This is a genomic window from Pelagimonas sp., assembly GCF_058892305.1.
Genome location: NZ_JBZXVN010000005.1, coordinates 140,979 through 158,510 on the forward strand (window position 1 = coordinate 140,979; position 17,532 = coordinate 158,510).

Annotated in this window: 19 protein-coding genes; 11 read left to right on the top strand and 8 right to left on the bottom strand. The window is 57.8% G+C overall.

Annotation, left to right across the window (positions count from 1 at the left end):
- Positions 1-25: 25 nt before the first annotated feature.
- From AC5EFR_RS02385 to AC5EFR_RS02395, 3 genes are all read left to right on the top strand, one after another.
- On the top strand, positions 26-562 hold the full coding sequence (locus tag AC5EFR_RS02385; protein WP_493574365.1) for a hypothetical protein: 537 nt from the start codon (positions 26-28) through the stop codon (positions 560-562).
- A gap of 192 nt (positions 563-754) precedes the next feature.
- Entirely contained in the window at positions 755-1,270 is a 516-nt protein-coding gene (locus tag AC5EFR_RS02390) for a hypothetical protein (protein ID WP_493574366.1), read from the top strand.
- Positions 1,271-1,330: 60 nt separating this feature from the next.
- Positions 1,331-1,975, top strand: coding sequence for a GntR family transcriptional regulator (locus AC5EFR_RS02395; protein WP_299929653.1), 645 nt, complete (start codon positions 1,331-1,333; stop codon positions 1,973-1,975).
- On the opposite strand, the gene AC5EFR_RS02400 is transcribed toward AC5EFR_RS02395, so the two are convergent.
- Positions 1,972-2,367, bottom strand: a complete 396-nt coding sequence (locus AC5EFR_RS02400) for a thioredoxin family protein (RefSeq protein ID WP_299929650.1) — start codon at positions 2,365-2,367, stop codon at positions 1,972-1,974. The two genes, AC5EFR_RS02395 and AC5EFR_RS02400, sit on opposite strands and share 4 nt — an antisense overlap.
- Before the next feature lie 14 nt (positions 2,368-2,381).
- Entirely contained in the window at positions 2,382-3,095 is a 714-nt protein-coding gene (locus AC5EFR_RS02405; RefSeq protein ID WP_299929647.1) for a cytochrome c biogenesis CcdA family protein, read from the bottom strand.
- Positions 3,096-3,258: 163 nt separating this feature from the next.
- On the opposite strand from AC5EFR_RS02405, the gene cysK reads away from it, so the two are divergent.
- Positions 3,259-4,329, top strand: coding sequence for a cysteine synthase A (gene cysK, locus AC5EFR_RS02410; protein ID WP_493574367.1), 1,071 nt, complete (start codon positions 3,259-3,261; stop codon positions 4,327-4,329).
- 103 nt (positions 4,330-4,432) lie between these two features.
- On the opposite strand, the gene AC5EFR_RS02415 is transcribed toward cysK, so the two are convergent.
- Positions 4,433-4,831 carry a nuclear transport factor 2 family protein gene (locus tag AC5EFR_RS02415; protein WP_431376086.1) on the bottom strand — a complete coding sequence of 133 codons (399 nt, stop codon included), beginning with the start codon at positions 4,829-4,831 and terminating at the stop codon, positions 4,433-4,435.
- A 67-nt stretch (positions 4,832-4,898) separates the two neighbouring features.
- Here AC5EFR_RS02415 and ftrA point away from each other — a divergent pair, with 67 nt between their 5' ends.
- Positions 4,899-5,894 carry a transcriptional regulator FtrA gene (ftrA, locus tag AC5EFR_RS02420; RefSeq protein ID WP_493574368.1) on the top strand — a complete coding sequence of 332 codons (996 nt, stop codon included), beginning with the start codon at positions 4,899-4,901 and terminating at the stop codon, positions 5,892-5,894.
- A gap of 152 nt (positions 5,895-6,046) precedes the next feature.
- On the opposite strand, the gene AC5EFR_RS02425 is transcribed toward ftrA, so the two are convergent.
- Positions 6,047-7,009, bottom strand: coding sequence for an acetyl-CoA carboxylase carboxyltransferase subunit alpha (locus tag AC5EFR_RS02425; RefSeq protein WP_493574369.1), 963 nt, complete (start codon positions 7,007-7,009; stop codon positions 6,047-6,049).
- Between the two features lie 116 nt (positions 7,010-7,125).
- On the opposite strand from AC5EFR_RS02425, the gene AC5EFR_RS02430 reads away from it, so the two are divergent.
- A complete protein-coding gene (locus AC5EFR_RS02430; RefSeq protein ID WP_493574370.1) occupies positions 7,126-7,971 on the top strand; it encodes an AraC family transcriptional regulator in 846 nt (281 codons plus the stop codon).
- Between the two features lies 1 nt (position 7,972).
- Here AC5EFR_RS02430 and AC5EFR_RS02435 read toward each other — a convergent pair whose 3' ends face one another.
- Positions 7,973-8,566, bottom strand: a complete 594-nt coding sequence (locus AC5EFR_RS02435) for a LysE family translocator (RefSeq protein ID WP_493574371.1) — start codon at positions 8,564-8,566, stop codon at positions 7,973-7,975.
- A gap of 72 nt (positions 8,567-8,638) precedes the next feature.
- Between AC5EFR_RS02435 and AC5EFR_RS02440 the strand changes: the two genes are divergently transcribed.
- Entirely contained in the window at positions 8,639-9,091 is a 453-nt protein-coding gene (locus AC5EFR_RS02440) for an Lrp/AsnC family transcriptional regulator (RefSeq protein WP_493574372.1), read from the top strand.
- 117 nt (positions 9,092-9,208) lie between these two features.
- On the opposite strand, the gene AC5EFR_RS02445 is transcribed toward AC5EFR_RS02440, so the two are convergent.
- The gene (locus tag AC5EFR_RS02445; protein ID WP_299929626.1) at positions 9,209-10,168 is read right to left on the bottom strand and encodes an L-malyl-CoA/beta-methylmalyl-CoA lyase; all 960 of its coding nucleotides are present in this window, start codon (positions 10,166-10,168) and stop codon (positions 9,209-9,211) included.
- Positions 10,169-10,411: 243 nt separating this feature from the next.
- On the opposite strand from AC5EFR_RS02445, the gene dgcN reads away from it, so the two are divergent.
- The 4 genes from dgcN to AC5EFR_RS02465 all read left to right on the top strand — a co-directional run bounded on the left by dgcN (position 10,412) and on the right by AC5EFR_RS02465 (position 15,566).
- A complete protein-coding gene (gene dgcN / locus AC5EFR_RS02450) occupies positions 10,412-11,413 on the top strand; it encodes an N-acetyltransferase DgcN (protein ID WP_493574373.1) in 1,002 nt (333 codons plus the stop codon).
- Positions 11,414-11,510: 97 nt separating this feature from the next.
- On the top strand, positions 11,511-12,473 hold the full coding sequence (dgcA, locus tag AC5EFR_RS02455) for an N-acetyl-D-Glu racemase DgcA (RefSeq protein ID WP_493574374.1): 963 nt from the start codon (positions 11,511-11,513) through the stop codon (positions 12,471-12,473).
- A 96-nt stretch (positions 12,474-12,569) separates the two neighbouring features.
- Positions 12,570-13,433 (top strand): D-amino-acid transaminase, encoded by an 864-nt coding sequence (locus tag AC5EFR_RS02460; protein WP_493574375.1) that lies wholly within the window; start codon positions 12,570-12,572, stop codon positions 13,431-13,433.
- A gap of 9 nt (positions 13,434-13,442) precedes the next feature.
- Positions 13,443-15,566 (top strand): BON domain-containing protein, encoded by a 2,124-nt coding sequence (locus AC5EFR_RS02465; protein WP_493574376.1) that lies wholly within the window; start codon positions 13,443-13,445, stop codon positions 15,564-15,566.
- Here the strand turns inward: AC5EFR_RS02465 and AC5EFR_RS02470 are convergent.
- Both AC5EFR_RS02470 and AC5EFR_RS02475 read right to left on the bottom strand, forming a co-directional pair.
- Positions 15,563-16,744: a TIGR03862 family flavoprotein gene (locus tag AC5EFR_RS02470; protein WP_493574377.1), complete on the bottom strand. Its 1,182-nt coding sequence runs from the start codon at positions 16,742-16,744 to the stop codon at positions 15,563-15,565. The two genes, AC5EFR_RS02465 and AC5EFR_RS02470, sit on opposite strands and share 4 nt — an antisense overlap.
- On the bottom strand, positions 16,741-17,532 hold a 792-nt coding region (locus tag AC5EFR_RS02475; RefSeq protein WP_493574378.1), incomplete at its 5' end, for a mechanosensitive ion channel family protein. The genes AC5EFR_RS02470 and AC5EFR_RS02475, both read right to left, overlap by 4 nt.

Sequence of the window (17,532 nt, forward strand, 5' to 3'; positions counted from 1 at the left end):
GTATCAGTCCCGGAATAGTCATCACATGAATCACATCCTTCGTCTTTCGGCCCTCTGCCTCTTTTTGGCGACACCTTCACTGGCCTGCTCACCGCTTCCGGGCGAAAACTACGACAGCTTTGAAACCCTTGGCCCGTCCGCGGTCCAAATTGGCATTGCCGAGGTCCAGAGCGTAGACATCGTTGAGGACGAAGATGCCCAGAAAGCCTGCTACCGTGTGCGCTATCGTGCCGTCGAAAACCTTTTCGGCAAAATGCCCGCTGCCTTTGACGTCCAGACCTGCACAGATGGGGCAACCCAGTCCGAGTTGGAAGACGAGCTGGCCTATGAGGACAACACCCTTGGTCTAGGATACGTGACAGGTGCCCAAGTGTTTCTAGGTCTTGTTGTCCAAACCCAAAATCCCCCTCAATACCGCTATTTGCGCCCAAGCTGTTGGGGTGCCCTGCATATGCGTCTCGACTTTATGGAACCAAAAGAGCGCGCTGCGTTTCTCCATGACATAACAACCGCTATACAAACCGCCCGACACCAGTCGGAAACCGGCAACGCGGGTCGCTGATCCAGCCCGCTCCATACCCATTCGCGGCCTCTACCCGGTTTCTTCTTTCCAAATAAATCCCGGCGAGTCTCAGCTTGTCTGAGGCGGGGCGGCGCCCCTTCTGATCAAAAGGCTTGACGCCGCGCCCCACTGTGCCCACCTGACCGTACGAAGACCCTCTCTGAGGGGGGTGAGCAACGGGGTGAGGGTGACATGAGCAAAATCCTGACAATGGCCTTCACGCTTGGGGCCAACGCAGCGCTGGCCTGTGTGCCGCAACCCGGCGAGGTCTACGATTCGCTCGCCACTTTGCCAAACAATGCGATTCTGATTGGTATGGCCGAGGTGTCGGACATCAGTTTCTTCACGTCGGAGCCAAACAAAGCCTGTTTTACCACCCAATACACCAAGGGCACCGCGCGCATGGGGGCCTTTCCCGAGCAATTCGCCGTCACAACCTGTCAGGCCCATCGGCAATTAGAGCGTTGGCAGGCGGAGCTTGAAGGCAATGCCGAGTTTACCGAGGTTTTGGGCTATTCGATTGGGGCCGAGGTTGTAGTCGGTCTTGTCGCACAGCCCGAGGATATGGACATCGGGTATCGTTATTTCGTGCCAAGCTGTTGGGGCGCGATGCACTTGCGGATCGACACGTTGGCCGACGGCGAAAAGGACGCATTTCTAAGCGCAGTTGACGATATGATCGACTCGTTCCAAGAAAAAACACAATAGTCGCAGGCTTGCAGGCCGACGCGGCGTTGACCTTTGTCGCATTTGTGATCACATACACACATGCAAAACCCCAGACCTATCGAAACCGCCTCTGCGCATGACCGTGTTTATCGCGGGCTGCGCACCCGTATCATGCATGGCCAGATCGCACCGGGCCAAGCGTTGACCCTGCGTGGGTTGGGCAAGGAATTTGAAGTCTCGATGACCCCAGCGCGCGAGGCGGCGCAGAGGCTGGTGGCGGAAGGGGCCTTGCAAATGTCGACGTCTGGTCGTCTCTCAACACCCGAACTCTCGAATGAACGTATCGAAGAGCTCGCTGCGCTGCGTGCCTTGATCGAGGTCGAACTCGCCAGCCGTGCGCTTCCTCGCGCGCATATGCAGTTGATTGAGCGGATGCAGAACATCAACAGCGGCATCGCTGATGTGGTCTCAAACCGGGATGCGGTGGGCTACATCCGAACGAACCTAGAGTTCCACCGCACGCTTTACCTCCGGGCCCAAGCCCCGGCAATGTTGGCCATGTGTGAAACCGTTTGGCTTCAGCTTGGCCCGACGATGCGCTCGCTCTATGGGCGGCTGCGGCGCACCGAAGCGCCACAATACCATCGCCTGATCCTTGCGGCGCTGAAGGCCGGGGATGAACCCGGCCTGCGCCTTGCCGTGCGCTCAGACGTGACGCAGGGCCTTAGGATGTTGACGACTTAACCCGCCGCCAGAGCGGTATCCATCAAAGCTTTGATTGATTTGGTCGATGTCTGCGCGACAATCCGGCCAAGTTCTTTGTTGCCCTTTAGGGCCACCAAAGTGGAGCGGCGCGGGATGTTCAGGTTTTTGACCAGATCAGATTTGCCATAGGCGTCCCAGTCCACATCAATAAAGGTGATCTTGGCGTCGTAGTTGGGGTTCTCCGCTTTCAATGCCTTGATCACCCGTTCCTGTGCCGCGCAGGTCGAACACCAGCTGGCTTTGAAATCGAGGAAGACAACATCACCCGCGTCCAGATGCTTTTTCACCAATCCGGGCGTGTAATCCGTTGCAGCAGAGGCCGCAAAGGGCAGGGTGGCAGCAAGGCCAGCTAGAAAAGAACGACGGTCCATAGGGGTACTCCTGATTAGAGGGAAACAGATAGGTCAATCAGCCAAGCGGGCAGCGCCCCGATTAGCCAAGCTTCGATATAGTGGTGCCATTTGAGCAGCAGGGCCGTGCCGACCAGGATGAAGACACCCCCAAGGATGGGGCGTGCGGCCACGGCCAACCCGCGCAGTTGCGCGTTGTAGCGGCCAATGGCACCGCGCGTGCCATAGGCCAGGCCAAGAATCAGGGTCGAGACCCCAAGCGCAAAGGCCGACATGATGAATGTGGCCCGCAGCAAGCCTTCGCCTTGCGACGCCAATGATATGGCACCGCCCAGCGTGGGGCCAATGCAGGGGCTCCAAACCGCGCCAAGCAGCAGGCCACCAAGGAACTGACCGCGCAAGGAATTACGGTCGACGTCATCCATTTGTGCATCGGCGCGGGCCGACATGCCTGCGGTTGCCCCGGCCAAAACCTCGCCCGCGCGCGGCACCAGCAATGCCAACCCAAACAAGATCATCAGGACCGCGCCAGCGTTGGAAATTGTATCAATGTCGATCCCAATCAAGTGCCCAAAGGCCGTCACACCAACGCCTAGCGTGACGAAACTTAACGACAATCCCGCCGCCATCGCCACCGGCCCCATACGTCCGGATTGCAGAGCACCGGCGATGACAATCGGCAAAACCGGCACCACGCAGGGGTTGATAAGGGTCAAAAGACCCGCGCCATAAGCAAATACATATTCCATGCTGCATGTATCGCCGACGCAGGCAGCTGTGTCACGTCAACGGTTGCGCACAGCCGGTCACATCGCCGTGGGCTTTGTTGCACTTTTGCCGGGTGGTGCATTGATCCGGCAATGGCCTATGCTAGGCCGCAACTGCAGTTTTTTCATTGATCGGACCCATGCCATGAGCATTCGAACCACATCCGGGCGCGGCACGCGTTATGACAGCATTCTCGACACGGTTGGCGACACGCCGACGATCAAAATCAACCGTATCGCGCCGGATCACGTCAATGTCTTCGTCAAATTCGAGGCCTTTAACCCCGCCGGATCGGTCAAGGATCGGCTTGCCCTGAATATCATCGAAGCCGCCGAACGGGATGGTCGGCTCAAGCCCGGTCAAACCGTGGTTGAAGCGACCTCGGGCAACACCGGGATTGGCCTTGCCATGGTCTGTGCCGCCAAAGGGTATCCGCTTGTGATCACAATGTCCGAGGCGTTCTCGGTCGAGCGTCGTCAATTGATGCGGTTCTACGGGGCCAAGGTTGTGGTGACCCCCAAAGCGCTCAAAGGGTTTGGCATGGTCAACAAGGCCATCGAGTTGGCCGAAAAGAACGGCTGGTTCCTTGCCTCGCAGTTTGAGACCGCCGACAATGCCGATATTCACGAAAACACCACCGCGCGCGAGATTTTGGCGGATTTCAAAGGCGAAAAGCTTGATTATTTTGTGACGGGCTTTGGCACCGGTGGCACGGTGACCGGCGTGTCGCGTGTGCTGCGCAAGGAAAGCCCGGACACCAAGATCGTGCTGGCCGAACCGGCGAATGCGGCGTTGATTGCATCGGGCTATGTGAATACCCGCAATGAGGCCAATCAACCTTCGGAAAGTCACCCGAGCTTTGAGCCGCACCCGATCCAAGGCTGGACCCCGGATTTCATTCCCTTCGTTTTGCAAGAAGCCTTGGACAATGAGGGCTATGACACTTTGGTGAAAACACCGGGGGCGGAAGGGATTGCTTGGTCCAAACGTCTTGCCGCCGAAGAGGGCATCTTTACCGGCATCTCCGCAGGGGCCAGTTTCGCCGCCGCCATGGAGATCGCCAAAGATGCCCCCGCCGGGGCCAACATCCTCGTTATGCTCCCCGACACCGGCGAGCGGTACCTGTCCACGCCGCTGTTTGATGGCGTCGACGCGGATATGTCCGAAGACGAAATCGCCATCTCGCAATCCACACCTGCGGCGCAAGTGGGCTGATCAAGACGGGCCCAATAGGGGGTCGCCAGGGCCCCCTATTGTCGGCCATCCGCAAGATGCGTTTGGTCATTCGTACCGGTGCAAAGGACCGGTTCGACTGGGATTAGGACGCGTTCGGGTCGTCGACACCTTCGACGACGCTTTCAAGATGCCAGATTTTGGAAACGATCTGCCAACCGGCCTCTCCTTTGACAAAGCCAAGATGGTCAACAAAGACGTTGCGATGGGCGCGAATGCGGATTTTGACCGTGGCGTTGATCGGGGACAAATAGTCAATCAACAGAATGTCCGCCTCCTTTTCCTGCCCTACGCTTGCGGGGGAGGTGCGGGTGCTGACATCTTGCAGGAAGCTTTCAATCGGTTCCACAAAGACCTTGCCCTCGTCGGAGTCAAACAAGCTCGATGCCGGGTGGAACACGATGCCCAGCTTGTCGATATCGCATTCATGAATTCCGTCAAGGTACAGGTTCACGGCTTCAATCAGGTCGTTTGGGGTCGTCATGGTCGGGTCTCCGTTTGCATCAGTGAGATAGACTTGCCATCTCGTGAAAATTTGCGATACTGGCAAAATGGACAATGATCGGTCAAATACTGCCAATGATCCTGAAACGGCGCGCCGCCCCCTCGTGTGCGCCATCGCCTATGACGGGCTTTGCACGTTTGAATTTGGCATTGCGATCGAGCTGTTTGCCTTGCCACGCCCAGAATTCGAGCATTGGTATCGCTTTGCGGCGGTGAAGGCTGAGCCCGGTCCGCTTCGGGCCACGGGGGGCATTACAATCGACGCCGCAGACGATTTGGGGTTGCTTCAAGACGCGAGTTTGATCGTCATTTCGGGCTGGCGGGGGGCTGATATGCCTGTGCCAGCCGAGCTTTGTACTGCGCTACGAGACGCCCATGCGCGCGGCGCGCGCATTGCCTCCATTTGTTCCGGTGTCTTTGTGTTGGCTGCGGCCGGGTTGCTTGATGGAAAAACGGCGACAACCCATTGGCGCTACACGGATATGTTGGCCGAGCGGTTTCCCAAAATCACGGTCGACCCGGATGTCCTTTTTGTCGAGAATCAGGGCATTTACACCTCGGCGGGGTCGGCGGCGGGCTTGGACCTCGGGCTTCATATCATCCGGCAAGACTTTGGCGCGCAAGCGGCGGCAAGTGTGGCGCGACGGCTTGTTTTGCCTGCGCAACGGGATGGTGGACAGCGGCAGTTTGTTCCCAGACCAGAGCCGAAAGCACGCATTGGTTCGAATCTTGCCACGCTTCAAGATTGCATAAGAGCTTCCATCGACGAAAACTGGCCCATTGCCCGCATGGCCAAAACCGCAGGGACAAGCGCGCGGTCGCTGGCGCGGCGTTTCCACGAGGAAACCGGAGCGACCCCGATCCAGTGGCTAACGGCCGAGCGTGTCTCCCGCGCGGCGGAGTTGCTGGAATATAACAACATGCCCCTGACGGATGTTTGGGAGGCGTGTGGTTTTGGCTCTGCCGAAACATTTCGCCGAGAATTTCGCAAAGTGATGGGCGTTCCACCCGTAAAATACAGGGAACGCTTGGGCGCAGTATAGCGACGGCGCGCTGTTTTCACACGGCAAAGCACCAAGCGCAGGCGCATCTCGGCGGTGGCCAAAGTAACGGGCCAAAGTAACGGGCCAAAAAGAAAAGGCGCGCCGGAAACCAAGGCGCGCCTGAATGATAACCTAGGATGTCGGTGACGATGTCACGCCGCCAAACCACGGCTCCCGATCTCTAGGAACTTCTTGCGACGCGCGGCGATAAGCTGTTCGCTCGACAAATCCTTGAGCTCGCCCAGCATCCCGGCAATTGCATTGCCAACCGCTTTGATCGACGCGTCTTTGTCACGATGGGCACCGCCCAGAGGTTCGGGGATCACACGGTCCGCAACACCAAGCTGATAGAGGTCCGCCGCCGTCAAACGCAGCGCTTCGGCGGCGTCGCGCATTTTCTCGGCGTCTTTCCATAGGATCGAGGCACAGCCCTCGGGGGTAATCACCGAATAGACTGAATGTTCAAGCATCGCGACGCGGTTCCCCGCCGCAAAGGCCACAGCCCCACCAGAGCCGCCTTCGCCAATCACAACGCAAACCAGCGGCACGCCGATCTCAAGGCATTTCTCGGTTGAACGGGCAATCGCTTCGGATTGGCCACGCTCTTCGGCCCCGCGACCGGGATATGCGCCGGGCGTGTCGACCAAGGTCACCACCGGCAGGCCAAACTTGCCCGCCATCTCCATTAAACGCACCGCTTTGCGGTAGCCTTCGGGGCGCGCCATGCCAAAGTTACGGGCGATCCGGCTTTGGGTGTCGTCGCCCTTTTCCTGACCAATCACCATAACCGGCATGTCGTTGAAACGGGCCAAGCCGCCCATAACCGCATGGTCATCGGCAAAGTTGCGATCCCCGGCCAAAGGCGTGAATTCAGTGAACAAGGCGTCGATGTAATCCTTGCAATGGGGGCGTTCAGGATGACGCGCGACCTGACATTTGCGCCAAGGGGTGAGCTTGGCATAGAGGTCTTTGAGAAGGTCATCGGCCTTGCGGTCAAGTGCCGTGGCCTCTTCTTCGATGTCCATATCGTCATTGCCCCGCGCCATCGCGCGTAGCTCCTCCGCTTTGCCTTCAATTTCAGCAAGTGGTTTTTCGAAGTCGAGGTAATGTGCCATTCGTCGCTCCCTAAGGGTCCTGCTGCTATATGGCGTGGCTTTGGTCAGGATGCAACTCAGCAAGATTTGTCCATGTGCTTTGCGGCATGATCAGGGGGCAACACAGGAGCAAAGCAATGTGCCACAACTACGAAGCCCGGCTGCGCCGCGTTATCCAATACATCTTTGACAATCCCGCCGGAGATTTGTCGTTGGATGCATTGGCGGATGTCGCGGCGATGTCACGGTTTCACTGGCACCGCGTGTTTCATGCCGTGACCGGCGAAACCTGTGCCCAAGCGGTGCGTCGTGTTCGCGCCCATCGCGCGGCGTGTTGGTTGGTACAGCGCGATTGGCCGATTGATCAAATCGCGGCGCGCGCAGGTTATGACAACCCGCAAAGCTTTGCCCGGACGTTCAAGACCCGCTTTGGCATGACTCCGGCGGCCTTTCGCGCCGCCGGGTTGGCCACCGCCCCGGACCTAATTGTAAGACAAGGACAATCACCAATGTTTCCAGTTGAAATCAAAGAAACCCCCGCCCGTCGTCTGGCCGCAATCCGGCACAATGGGGCCTATTTCGAAAGCGGGCGCGCCTATGAGCAAGTCGCGGCAACGTTTTCGGCCAACAACCTTTGGCCTCAGGCGCGTGGCATGGTTGGCGTTTACTATGACGATCCCGACAATACATCCGAAACAGACTTGCGCGCCGATTGCGGGGTTGAGGTCGGAGAGGATTTTGCCATGCCGGACACCCTGAGTGAGGTCACATTGTCCGCCGGACGCCACGCCGTGTTGACGTTCAAAGGGCCTTATTCTGGGCTAAAGGCCGCCTATGACTATATCTATGGGCCGTGGCTGGCGGAGGCGGGCGAAGAACCTGCCGACGCCCCTAGCTATGAAAAATATCTCAATTCCCCCATGGACACGGCTCCGGCGGATTTGGTGACCGAACTCCACTTGCCTTTGGCCCCGGCGCGGTAAATCAGCCAAGCAGTACAGGAGCCATCGAGGCCACCAAAAGCGCCGCCATCACCCAGTTAAAGACGCGTAGGCGTTCTGGACGGGCCAAAAGGCGGCGCACCCCAGTGCCCAAAACCGTCCACGTTAGCGCCGATCCGGTGCCGATGACCGCATAGGCCCCGGCGACCCAAACAATCGCGGTGAAATCACGGCTGGTGGCATAAAGGGTGATCGCCCCGAGTGCCATGGACCATGCCTTAGGATTGACCCATTGAAATCCGGCCGCCTGAAAAAACGTCAAAGGGGTTGCGTCACTCGCGGCATCTTTTAGCGGTGCGGCATTGGCGATCTTCCAAGCCAGCCATAGGATGTAGGCCACGGAAAACACGCGTAAAACGGTATAGCTTGGTGGCCAAATGTCAAACATCCGCATGGCCCCAAGCCCGACCAGCAGGATCATCACAGGGAAACCAAAGGCCACACCTGAGAGATGAGGCATTGAGCTGCGCAGGCCAAAATTGGCCCCCGAACTCATCAGCATCAGGTTATTGGGACCGGGGGTGAACACGGTGGCAAAGGCAAAAGCCGCTAAGGCAAAGAGTACGTCAGGAGTCATGGCGCAATAATTGCGCGTCCAGCGGTGGATGAAATTGCAAAGTGCCGCCAATTGATGTTATATTTGCAATATATGAGCGAACTAGATGACACTGACCGCCGAATATTGCGTCACCTGCAGGCGGATGGCCGGCAAAGCAACCTGGCTTTGGCCGATCGTGTTGGGTTGTCCCCATCGGCCTGCCTGCGCCGGGTGGCGTCTTTGGAAAAACGCGGTGTGATCTCGGGCTATCGCGCCGTTTTAAATCCCACCAAAACCGGAATCGGATTCACTGCCTATGTCACGGTTGGGCTGAGCAAACATACCAAAGAAGCGCAACAAGCCTTTGAACGCGCCATGCTGGCCGCGCCGCAGGTGCGCGAATGCCACAACACCACCGGGATTGTTGAATATCTGCTTCGGGTCGAAGTGGCGGACCTGCCAAGCTATAAACACTTCCACAACGAAGTGCTCGGCACTCAACCCCAAGTGAATGCGATCACAACCCTTGTTGTCATGGGCTCACCAAAAGACGAACGGGCCTGATCCCTTTTATCTTGCCAAATAAACTCCGGGGAGCGCGAAGGGTTGGCCCCTCGCTCCAACAGCAAAACGCCCGGCTCCTGTCAGAACCGGGCGCATTTTTTTCGGAATAAACCCTGCTTAGGACGCGGCAATCAGCTCGGATTGCGCCACGATCACCTCGGCCTGTTTGATCGACGCGATGTCGACCAAGCGGCCTTTGTAAACGGTGGCCCCTTCGCCGTTGGCTTTGGCCTGTTCCATGGCCGCCAAAATCTCGCGGGCTTCGTTCACGGCCTCTTCGGATGGGGTGAAGACAGTGTTTGCCAAAGCGATCTGCTTGGGGTGGATGGCCCATTTGCCAACCATGCCCAAGGTGGCCGAGCGTTTCGCCTGTGCGATATAGCCTTCGTCATCCGAGAAATCGCCAAATGGACCATCAACCGGCAGAACGCCATGGGTCCGGCAGGCCGCAACAATCGCGGTCTGTGCCCAATGCCACGGGTCAGAGAAGTGACGCGTGTCACCGTGCAGCATGTAATAGTTTTCCTGCGTGCCACCGATCCCGGTTGTCTGCATGCCCATCGAGGCAGCAAAGTCAGCCGCGCCAAGGCTCATGGCTTGCAAGCGTGGGCTAGAGGCGGCGATCTCTTCGACATGGGCGATGCCAGCTGCGGATTCGATGATAACCTCAAAGCTGATCGGCTTGGTCCGGCCCTTGGCGGCCTCGATCGCGGTAACAAGCGCGTCAACCGCATAGACATCCGCGGCACAGCCGACCTTGGGGATCATGATCTGATCAATACGGTCACCGGCCTGTTCCAACACGTCGACCACGTCGCGATACCAATAAGGCGTGTCGAGCCCGTTGATCCGCACCGACATGTATTTGGTGCCCCAATCAATGGTGTTGAGCGCTTCGATGATATTGGCGCGGGCGCTGTCTTTGTCGCTTGGGGCGACCGAATCTTCGAGATCAAGGTTGATCACATCCGCGGCCGAGGCTGCCATTTTCGGGAACAGCTTGGTGTTGGAGCCGGGGCCAAACAGCTGACAGCGGTTGGGGCGGGCAGGGGCGGCGGGTTGAATTCGGAAGCTCATAGCAGAATCCCTTCAGCAAGGAAGTTTCGATTTTGTTACCTCAGGGGTTATTAAATTGCGCAATGCTGCGCAAGCAAAAAGAATATCCCGCGACGTTCTGCGCTGCGGCGTGTCGAATAATTTCGCGGAAACGTTTCGTATGTCGAAGATTCTTCGAATATTGTCGAATTCTCCGACAATCTAGCAAGCAATTCCCGGAATATGACGTCCAAGCTTCACAAGCTGTGAATTAGGGGACACGCCATGATCGAAACACCATATCTTCTCTTCCTCGGCGATGCGCCGGACATGTTGGCCGCCAAGGTTGCCATTGGCATCCGGGATTGGCGTCCTGACAATGCGTTGGGGCAAATTCGTCTACCCGGTTGCGGGGCCGACCTTGGGCTAACCGATATGACCTTGGCCGAGGCCAAAGCGGCAGGGTGTAAAACCCTGGTGATTGGTGTGGCCAATCGCGGCGGCATGATCTCTCAGTCTTGGAAAGAAGTGCTGATCAAGGCGCTTGAGATGGGGTTTGATATTGCGTCGGGCCTGCATAACCTCTTGCGTGACGAAGGTGATTTGGTCGCGGCGGCGCAAATGCATGGCGGCACATTGCATGACGTGCGGGTTCCGACCGATGGCTATCCGATTGCCAATGGCGAGAACCGGACCGGCAAGCGTTGTTTGGCGGTGGGTACCGATTGTTCGGTTGGCAAGATGTATACGGCGCTGGCGATGGATGCCGTGATGCAAGAGCGCGGCCTGAAATCGACCTTCCGGGCGACGGGCCAGACCGGGATCTTGATCACCGGCCACGGTGTGCCTTTGGACGCGGTTGTAGCGGATTTTATGGCCGGGTCTGTGGAATACCTCACGCCGAGCAATGATGATGATCATTGGGATATGATCGAGGGGCAAGGATCGCTTTTCCACGTATCCTATTCGGGTGTGACCATGGCACTTGTCCATGGCGGGCAACCCGATGCGTTGATCCTATGCCATGAACCGACCCGCGAACATATGCGCGGCCTGCCGGGGTTCTCTTTGCCAAGCTTGGAAGAGTTGCGCGATACGGCCCTGCCTTTGGCGCGCAAGTCTAACCCGGCCTGCCAGGTTGTCGGCATTTCGGTGAACACCCAGCACCTGAGTGAAGAGGACGCGGTCAAATATTTGGCGGAAGTCGAAGAGCGTATGGGCCTGCCAACGGTTGACCCGTACCGCCATGGTGCCGGGCGTCTGGTCGACGCGCTCGCGACTGTATAAGTTTGCTATAAAAGCAATGGTGGGGTGACGCTTGTGCAAGCACGTCGCCCCACCCACCATCCCGCGGGGTGGCAAATAGACAGGGTGGAATTTCAATATGATCACTGTGACACACGACGTGTTTCGTTTGGCGCAAGTCTTTACCATTTCGCGCGGATCCCGCACGGAGGCCAAGGTTTTAACCGTTGCAATCACCCGCGACGGCGTAACCGGCTACGGTGAATGTGTGCCCTATGCGCGCTATGACGAAACGCTTGATAGTGTCACGGCCGAGATCGAGAGCCTTCCTGTCGATGTGACCCGCGCACAGCTGCAAAGCCTGTTGCCGGCCGGGGCCGCGCGCAATGCCGTTGATTGCGCCTTGTGGGATTTGGAGGCCAAAGCCGCGGGTAAACCCGCATGGGACTTGGCCGAACTCCCAAAGCCCGGCCCGGAAATCACCGCTTATACCCTATCGCTCGACACGCCTGACAACATGGAACAAGCGGCACGCGACCACGCCTTTCGTCCGATATTGAAAATCAAACTGGGCACACCCGATGATATGCCGCGTCTTGAGGCTGTGCGTCGTGGCGCTCCGGATGCGAAAATCATCATTGACGCCAACGAAGGCTGGAGCGCCGAGGTCTACGCCGATCTTGCCCCGCATTTGGTGCGTCTTGGGGTGGCCTTGGTCGAACAACCGCTGCCTGCGGGCGACGATGATGCCTTGATTGGCATGGATCGGCCGGTTCCGGTTTGTGCCGATGAAAGCTGCCATGATCGGTCCAGCCTGCCCAAACTCAAGGGCAAATATGACGTTGTGAACATCAAGCTCGACAAAACCGGTGGTTTGACCGAGGCGCTTGAGTTGAAGAAAGAGGCACTGGCGCTGGGCTATGATGTCATGGTGGGCTGCATGGTTGGATCAAGCCTTGCGATGGCACCGGCGACCTTGATCGCACAGGGTGTGGCCGTAACAGACCTTGACGGGCCGCTTTTGTTAGCCGAAGACCGTGACAACCCTTTGCGATTTGACGCAGATGGGGTGCACCCGCCAGAGCCCGCGCTTTGGGGGTAACCACGCTCCGGACCTGATCCGGCAAATGTTTTTACGGCGTTTGGGGTGGTATTGTGCATCCCAAACCCGTCACCTGCACAGTTTTGGAGAAAAGACATGACGCGCACCGTTTACGTGAATGGCGAGTATTTGCCAGAAAATGAAGCCAAGGTTTCGATTTTTGATCGGGCCTTTTTGATGGCGGATGGTGTTTATGAGGTGACAAGCGTACTTGGCGGCAAGCTGATCGATTTCGACGGCCACGCCAAACGTTTGGAACGTTCGTTGACCGAGTTGGACATGCCCAAGCCCGAAGCCTTTGACGAGCTGCTCGACATCCACCGCAAACTTGTCGAGATCAACGAGATCGACGAAGGCATGGTGTATCTACAGGTCACGCGCGGCGCGGCTGCGGATCGTGATTTTGTGTTCCCGGACCCCGATGAGGTCAAGCCAACCGTTGTGTTGTTCACCCAGAACAAGCCCGGTTTGGCCGACAGCCCAGCAGCGAAAAAAGGCATCAAAGTCATCTCGATCGAAGATGTCCGTTGGGGCCGCCGCGACATCAAAACGACCCAGTTGCTTTACCCGTCGATGGGTAAAATGATGGCGAAAAAGGCCGGTGCCGATGATGCCTGGCTTGTCGAAGATGGGTTCGTCACCGAAGGCACATCGAACAACGCCTATTACATCAAGGGCAACAAAATCGTGACCCGCGCGTTGTCTAACGACATCTTGCATGGCATCACCCGCGCCGCCGTTTTGAGGTTCGCGCGCGAGGCCCAGATGGAAGTGGAAGAGCGCAATTTCACCATCGAAGAGGCACAGCAAGCCGACGAAGCCTTTGTCACTAGTGCCTCGACCTTTGTGATGCCGGTGGTTGAGATCGACGGCAAAGCCATCGGTGACGGTACGCCCGGCACGCGCGCAGCGCGTTTGCGTGAAATCTATCTCGACGAAAGCCGCAAGGCCGCGATTTAACCGCGCCCGATGCGGGATTTTTTCGCCATAGTCGCAATTGTTTTGGCGGTGATCGGCCTTGGTGTCTTTCGGGTGCCAGATGAAAACGCCCTTGTGGCCGCCGGGATCAAGGCGGCCGCCGATGGCGCGGTCTATCAGGAAAAACACCCGGTCAGCATAACGGTTAAGGGGCGGGAAATCACCGCCGCCGGTCGCGTGGAAACCGAAGATGAGGCGCGCCAGATCGAGGCGCGCCTTGCCGCGTTGGAGGGGGTGGAACAGGTTGTCGGGGATTGGACAATCCTGCCCAATGCCGCGCCTTTCACATTGGATTTGGTCAAATCGGATGCCGGGTATTCGGTGGCCGGATTTGTGCCAAATACCACGTTAAAACAAGAGATTGCTCAGATTTTAGAGCTTGATAACGCCGATCTGACCGTTGCGGCCGGGGTTCCCGATGGGGATTGGGCGGACGTTGTGCGGGCCATGGTCCAAGAACTGAGCGCGCTGAAAGCGGGTCACCTTCTTGTCTCTGATCACACGACTAATCTGAGCGGCACTGTGAACTTCCCCGCTGACAAGCGGGCGCTTGATCAACGTTTGTCGCACTTGCCAGATGCCTATGAGGTGACCGCCAATATCACTGTGCTGGATGACGGAACACCCTATCGGGTGTTGGTGGCCAAAGACCCACTGATGGGGGCGCGTTTTCAGGGGAAGATTCCGCCGAATTACCAGCTGCCTGATTTGTCAGAACTAGGCGGTTATGTACGCGGCTCTGTTGAGAACGCGCCCGTGGATCATGGTGTTCAAGGGTTTGAAAAGGCAGTTGAAACCGGCCTAACCCTGTTGACGGCCCTGCCACAAGGGTCGCTATCGGTCACGCCCGGTGGTGTTGCGATTGATGGCGGGCCAATTGCAATGGACATCGCCGACGAGATTGAACAATCCGCCCTGCAAGGCCTTCCTGATGGCTATGCGTTTAGCTTCGATTGGACGCCCGAGGCGGATACAACACCTTTGTCGCTGGTGGCCGATTGGGATGGTCAAACACTGACGTTGTCCGGGCATGTGCCGAGCAGTTTTTTGGAAACGGCACCGGGCGAAATGCCTGATGATTTGGCGCCGGCGCTTTTGGCGCGCGCGGATTTTGGCGACAAAGCTGATGTTGCCCTAACTCGCTCGCCCTTTCCGGATTTGACTGGCTGGGAAGACCCATTTTGGCAGGCCTTGCCGGGGCTTCGGCATTTGCAAAACGGTCAGTTGGTTTTTGACGAAAATGGGGTGCAGATCACCGGCACAGCCGCCGATCCTCTGGCGCGGCGTTTGGCCCATCGCGCCGTAGCGGGCGGCGGCGAGTTGGATTTGATGTTGCAAGATGACGGGGCCCCGCCGAAGTTCTTGCTAAGTTTTGATGTGGCGACCGGTGCAACGGTCGAAGGCAAGCTGCCTGCCGGACTATCGGTGACGGCCATGGCCGAGGCACTTGGCCTCAAGGCTATTCGTGGCACCCCGCCGGTATCTCCCGAGGGCGACGCCGCACCGGTTGAGGCGTTATTGGCGCAGGTTCAACCTTGGATGACGCATCTGGACGGGTTCGTTTTCAGCTATGACACAGCCGGTCTCAGCCTTGTTATCAAGGCTCTGCCGGGGCAAAACAGTGAGGCGCTTACCGCCTTGATGACGCAAGACATCACCGGCGCAGCCCTTAGTATTGTCACCGCAAAACCGCCCCTAGAGGGGACGCGGCGCACTCATTCGATCCTTGATCAGGCCCAGATTTTTTCGGCGGGGTATTGGTTGCCATCGCTGTCATTTTCGCCATCTGCTGAGGCGTGCAATGCGCAAATGGATTTGGCCCCAGAGGTGGGTTTCGACACGGGCCGGTTTGAACCTTCTGTGCTGGCGTATTGGCCCTTGGCGCATCATGCTGCAATTGCCCGTATCTGTGCGCGTTTTGGGGATTTGCAGGCCGAGATTTCAGCAGAGGTTGGCAGTTCGGAATTACCCATCTTAAACAAGCAGTTGAGCCGTCGCCGGGCCGAAGCAATGCGCATGGCTTTGATCGCGCGTGGGGTGCCAGAAAATCACCTATCCACTGTCCAAGCAAGTGAGGCCACTGGCCCGGATCGCCTTGTGGTAAGCTGGCGCTAGGCCTCGTTCAAAAACTGCGCGGCGTGTTGACCGGCCCAAAGCCCGGTCGCCAAACAAGCGGTGAGCAGATAGCCACCCGTCGGCGCGTCCCAATCTATCATTTCTCCAGCGCAAAATATGCCGGTTTTGTCCTTTAACATCAGACTCTTGGTCAGACTGTCGAGCGGCACGCCACCAACAGTCGAAATCGCCTCGTCCAAGGGGCGGAGGCCTTGGTGACGGATCGGCAGGGCCTTGAGCAATCCGGCAAGCGTCGCCGGACCTTGGGGGAGCGGGCGTTGCATTTCGCTCACAAGAGCAAGGGTTTGGGGGGCAAGGCGTAAAGTCTTGCGGAGGAAGTTGGATTGGCTTTGCTTCCCGCGCGGCTTTGAGAGCTTTTGCGTCAAAGCTTCGATGCTTTGATCCGGGAAGAGGTCGATTTCCAGCTCGGAGTTTTCGCGCAGCGCGGGCGACAAGGGATAAATGCCACCGCCCTCTAATCCACGCGCAGAAATCACCGCTTCGCCGCGTTGCGTTTGGTGCCCGGCCTTGAAAATCGCGTTCTTGATTGGGCTGCCGAAATGGCGGGTCATATGGTCGGACCAGTCGATGACCAACCCGGCGTTCGACGGGGCAAATGGGACAAAATCCAGACCGTTTTGTACAAATTGCCCCCCCCATGATCCGTCCGACCCAAGGCGCGCCCAGCTACCACCACCCAAGGCGAGGACCACGGCATCGGGGTGCTGATCAACCGCGCCCTCCGGTGTCTCAAACCGCAAACACCCGTCTTGCCAATCGACCCAGCGCCAGCGTGTTTGAACCTGCAACCCTTTGTCCGTTAAGCGACGCAACCAGGCGCGCAGCAACGGTGAGGCCTTCATTGATTTTGGGAACAACCGCCCGGATGAGCCGGTAAAGGTCTCCTGTCCCAAGGCGTCGGCCCAGGCCTTGACCTGCGACGGTCCGAACTGGTCCAGTATTGGTTTTAGCGCCTCGCCATCCCCGGCATAGTTGGTCAAAAACCGATCGGCAGTTTCCATCTTGGTCAAGTTCAACCCTGACTTCCCGGCCATCAAAAATTTGCGTGCCAGAGACGGTTTGGCCTCGGCCAAAGTGACCGCATGACCGGCGTCCAAAAGGGCTTCGGCGGCCATCAGACCGGCAGGCCCGCCGCCAATGATCAAGGCCTGTTTCATGTGTCTGGGTTGCGGATTTCGACAACGCGATGCGGGTAAGGGATTTCGATGTCATTGTCGCGCAGGGCGTTCCAGATCAAGAACCCTACATCCGAGCTGAACTTGTTTTTGCCGTCGTCAATGCCGTTGACCCAAAATTCTACCGCGAACTCAACGCCGCTATCGCCAAAGGCGCGAAATTCGCAATCTGGTGGAAAGGGGTCGTCAAGGACGCGCGGGTGTTTGGCGACGGCGGCTTCGATGATGTCGGGGATTTTGTTGATGTCGGTTTTGTAGCTGACGGAGAAGGGGACTTCGTAGCGGTTGGAGGAGCCTTGGTCGGAGAAGTTGATCACGCGGGTGGTGATGAAATCTTCGTTGGGGACCACGATCCAACGGCCGTCATAGCTCTCTAAGATCATGGCGCGAGCGGTTGTTTGAACGATAGTGCCCGCCATGCCATTATCAAGCTCGACGTAATCGCCAACGGTGGCTTGCCCTTCGAGCAACAGGATCACGCCGGAAATATAGTTCGAAGCGATTTTTTGAAGGCCGAAGCCAAGACCAACACCAATGGCCCCGGATAGAACCGCGAGCGACGTTAGCGGGATGCCAATGATGCTCATCAACAGGACAAAGGCGATGCCGTAGATGATCAATTCGGCGGCTTTGCGGGCCAATTGCCGGGCGGCGGGGCGCAGCTCTTCTTGGGTCTGGATATAGGTGCCGGTTTGGTCGTTGGACCAGCGTCCCAGCCAGAATAGGATTGAGCCAGCAATGACGCCGCGAATGACCGCCATAACGGTAAA

What these genes read in the sequence shown, in the direction of transcription:
- AC5EFR_RS02395 (WP_299929653.1), top strand. Translation starts at nt 1,331, where the DNA reads ATGCAAAACCCCAGACCTATCGAAACCGCCTCTGCGCATGACCGTGTT.
- AC5EFR_RS02435 (WP_493574371.1), bottom strand. Translation starts at nt 8,566, where the DNA reads ATGACTCCTGACGTACTCTTTGCCTTAGCGGCTTTTGCCTTTGCCACC.
- dgcN (WP_493574373.1), top strand. Translation starts at nt 10,412, where the DNA reads ATGATCGAAACACCATATCTTCTCTTCCTCGGCGATGCGCCGGACATG.
- AC5EFR_RS02470 (WP_493574377.1), bottom strand. Translation starts at nt 16,744, where the DNA reads ATGAAACAGGCCTTGATCATTGGCGGCGGGCCTGCCGGTCTGATGGCC.
- AC5EFR_RS02440 (WP_493574372.1), top strand. Translation starts at nt 8,639, where the DNA reads ATGAGCGAACTAGATGACACTGACCGCCGAATATTGCGTCACCTGCAG.
- AC5EFR_RS02385 (WP_493574365.1), top strand. Translation starts at nt 26, where the DNA reads ATGAATCACATCCTTCGTCTTTCGGCCCTCTGCCTCTTTTTGGCGACA.
- AC5EFR_RS02425 (WP_493574369.1), bottom strand. Translation starts at nt 7,009, where the DNA reads ATGGCACATTACCTCGACTTCGAAAAACCACTTGCTGAAATTGAAGGC.
- AC5EFR_RS02390 (WP_493574366.1), top strand. Translation starts at nt 755, where the DNA reads ATGAGCAAAATCCTGACAATGGCCTTCACGCTTGGGGCCAACGCAGCG.
- AC5EFR_RS02405 (WP_299929647.1), bottom strand. Translation starts at nt 3,095, where the DNA reads ATGGAATATGTATTTGCTTATGGCGCGGGTCTTTTGACCCTTATCAAC.
- AC5EFR_RS02430 (WP_493574370.1), top strand. Translation starts at nt 7,126, where the DNA reads ATGTGCCACAACTACGAAGCCCGGCTGCGCCGCGTTATCCAATACATC.
- AC5EFR_RS02460 (WP_493574375.1), top strand. Translation starts at nt 12,570, where the DNA reads ATGACGCGCACCGTTTACGTGAATGGCGAGTATTTGCCAGAAAATGAA.
- AC5EFR_RS02465 (WP_493574376.1), top strand. Translation starts at nt 13,443, where the DNA reads ATGCGGGATTTTTTCGCCATAGTCGCAATTGTTTTGGCGGTGATCGGC.
- AC5EFR_RS02445 (WP_299929626.1), bottom strand. Translation starts at nt 10,168, where the DNA reads ATGAGCTTCCGAATTCAACCCGCCGCCCCTGCCCGCCCCAACCGCTGT.
- AC5EFR_RS02415 (WP_431376086.1), bottom strand. Translation starts at nt 4,831, where the DNA reads ATGACGACCCCAAACGACCTGATTGAAGCCGTGAACCTGTACCTTGAC.
- cysK (WP_493574367.1), top strand. Translation starts at nt 3,259, where the DNA reads ATGAGCATTCGAACCACATCCGGGCGCGGCACGCGTTATGACAGCATT.
- ftrA (WP_493574368.1), top strand. Translation starts at nt 4,899, where the DNA reads ATGGACAATGATCGGTCAAATACTGCCAATGATCCTGAAACGGCGCGC.
- dgcA (WP_493574374.1), top strand. Translation starts at nt 11,511, where the DNA reads ATGATCACTGTGACACACGACGTGTTTCGTTTGGCGCAAGTCTTTACC.
- AC5EFR_RS02400 (WP_299929650.1), bottom strand. Translation starts at nt 2,367, where the DNA reads ATGGACCGTCGTTCTTTTCTAGCTGGCCTTGCTGCCACCCTGCCCTTT.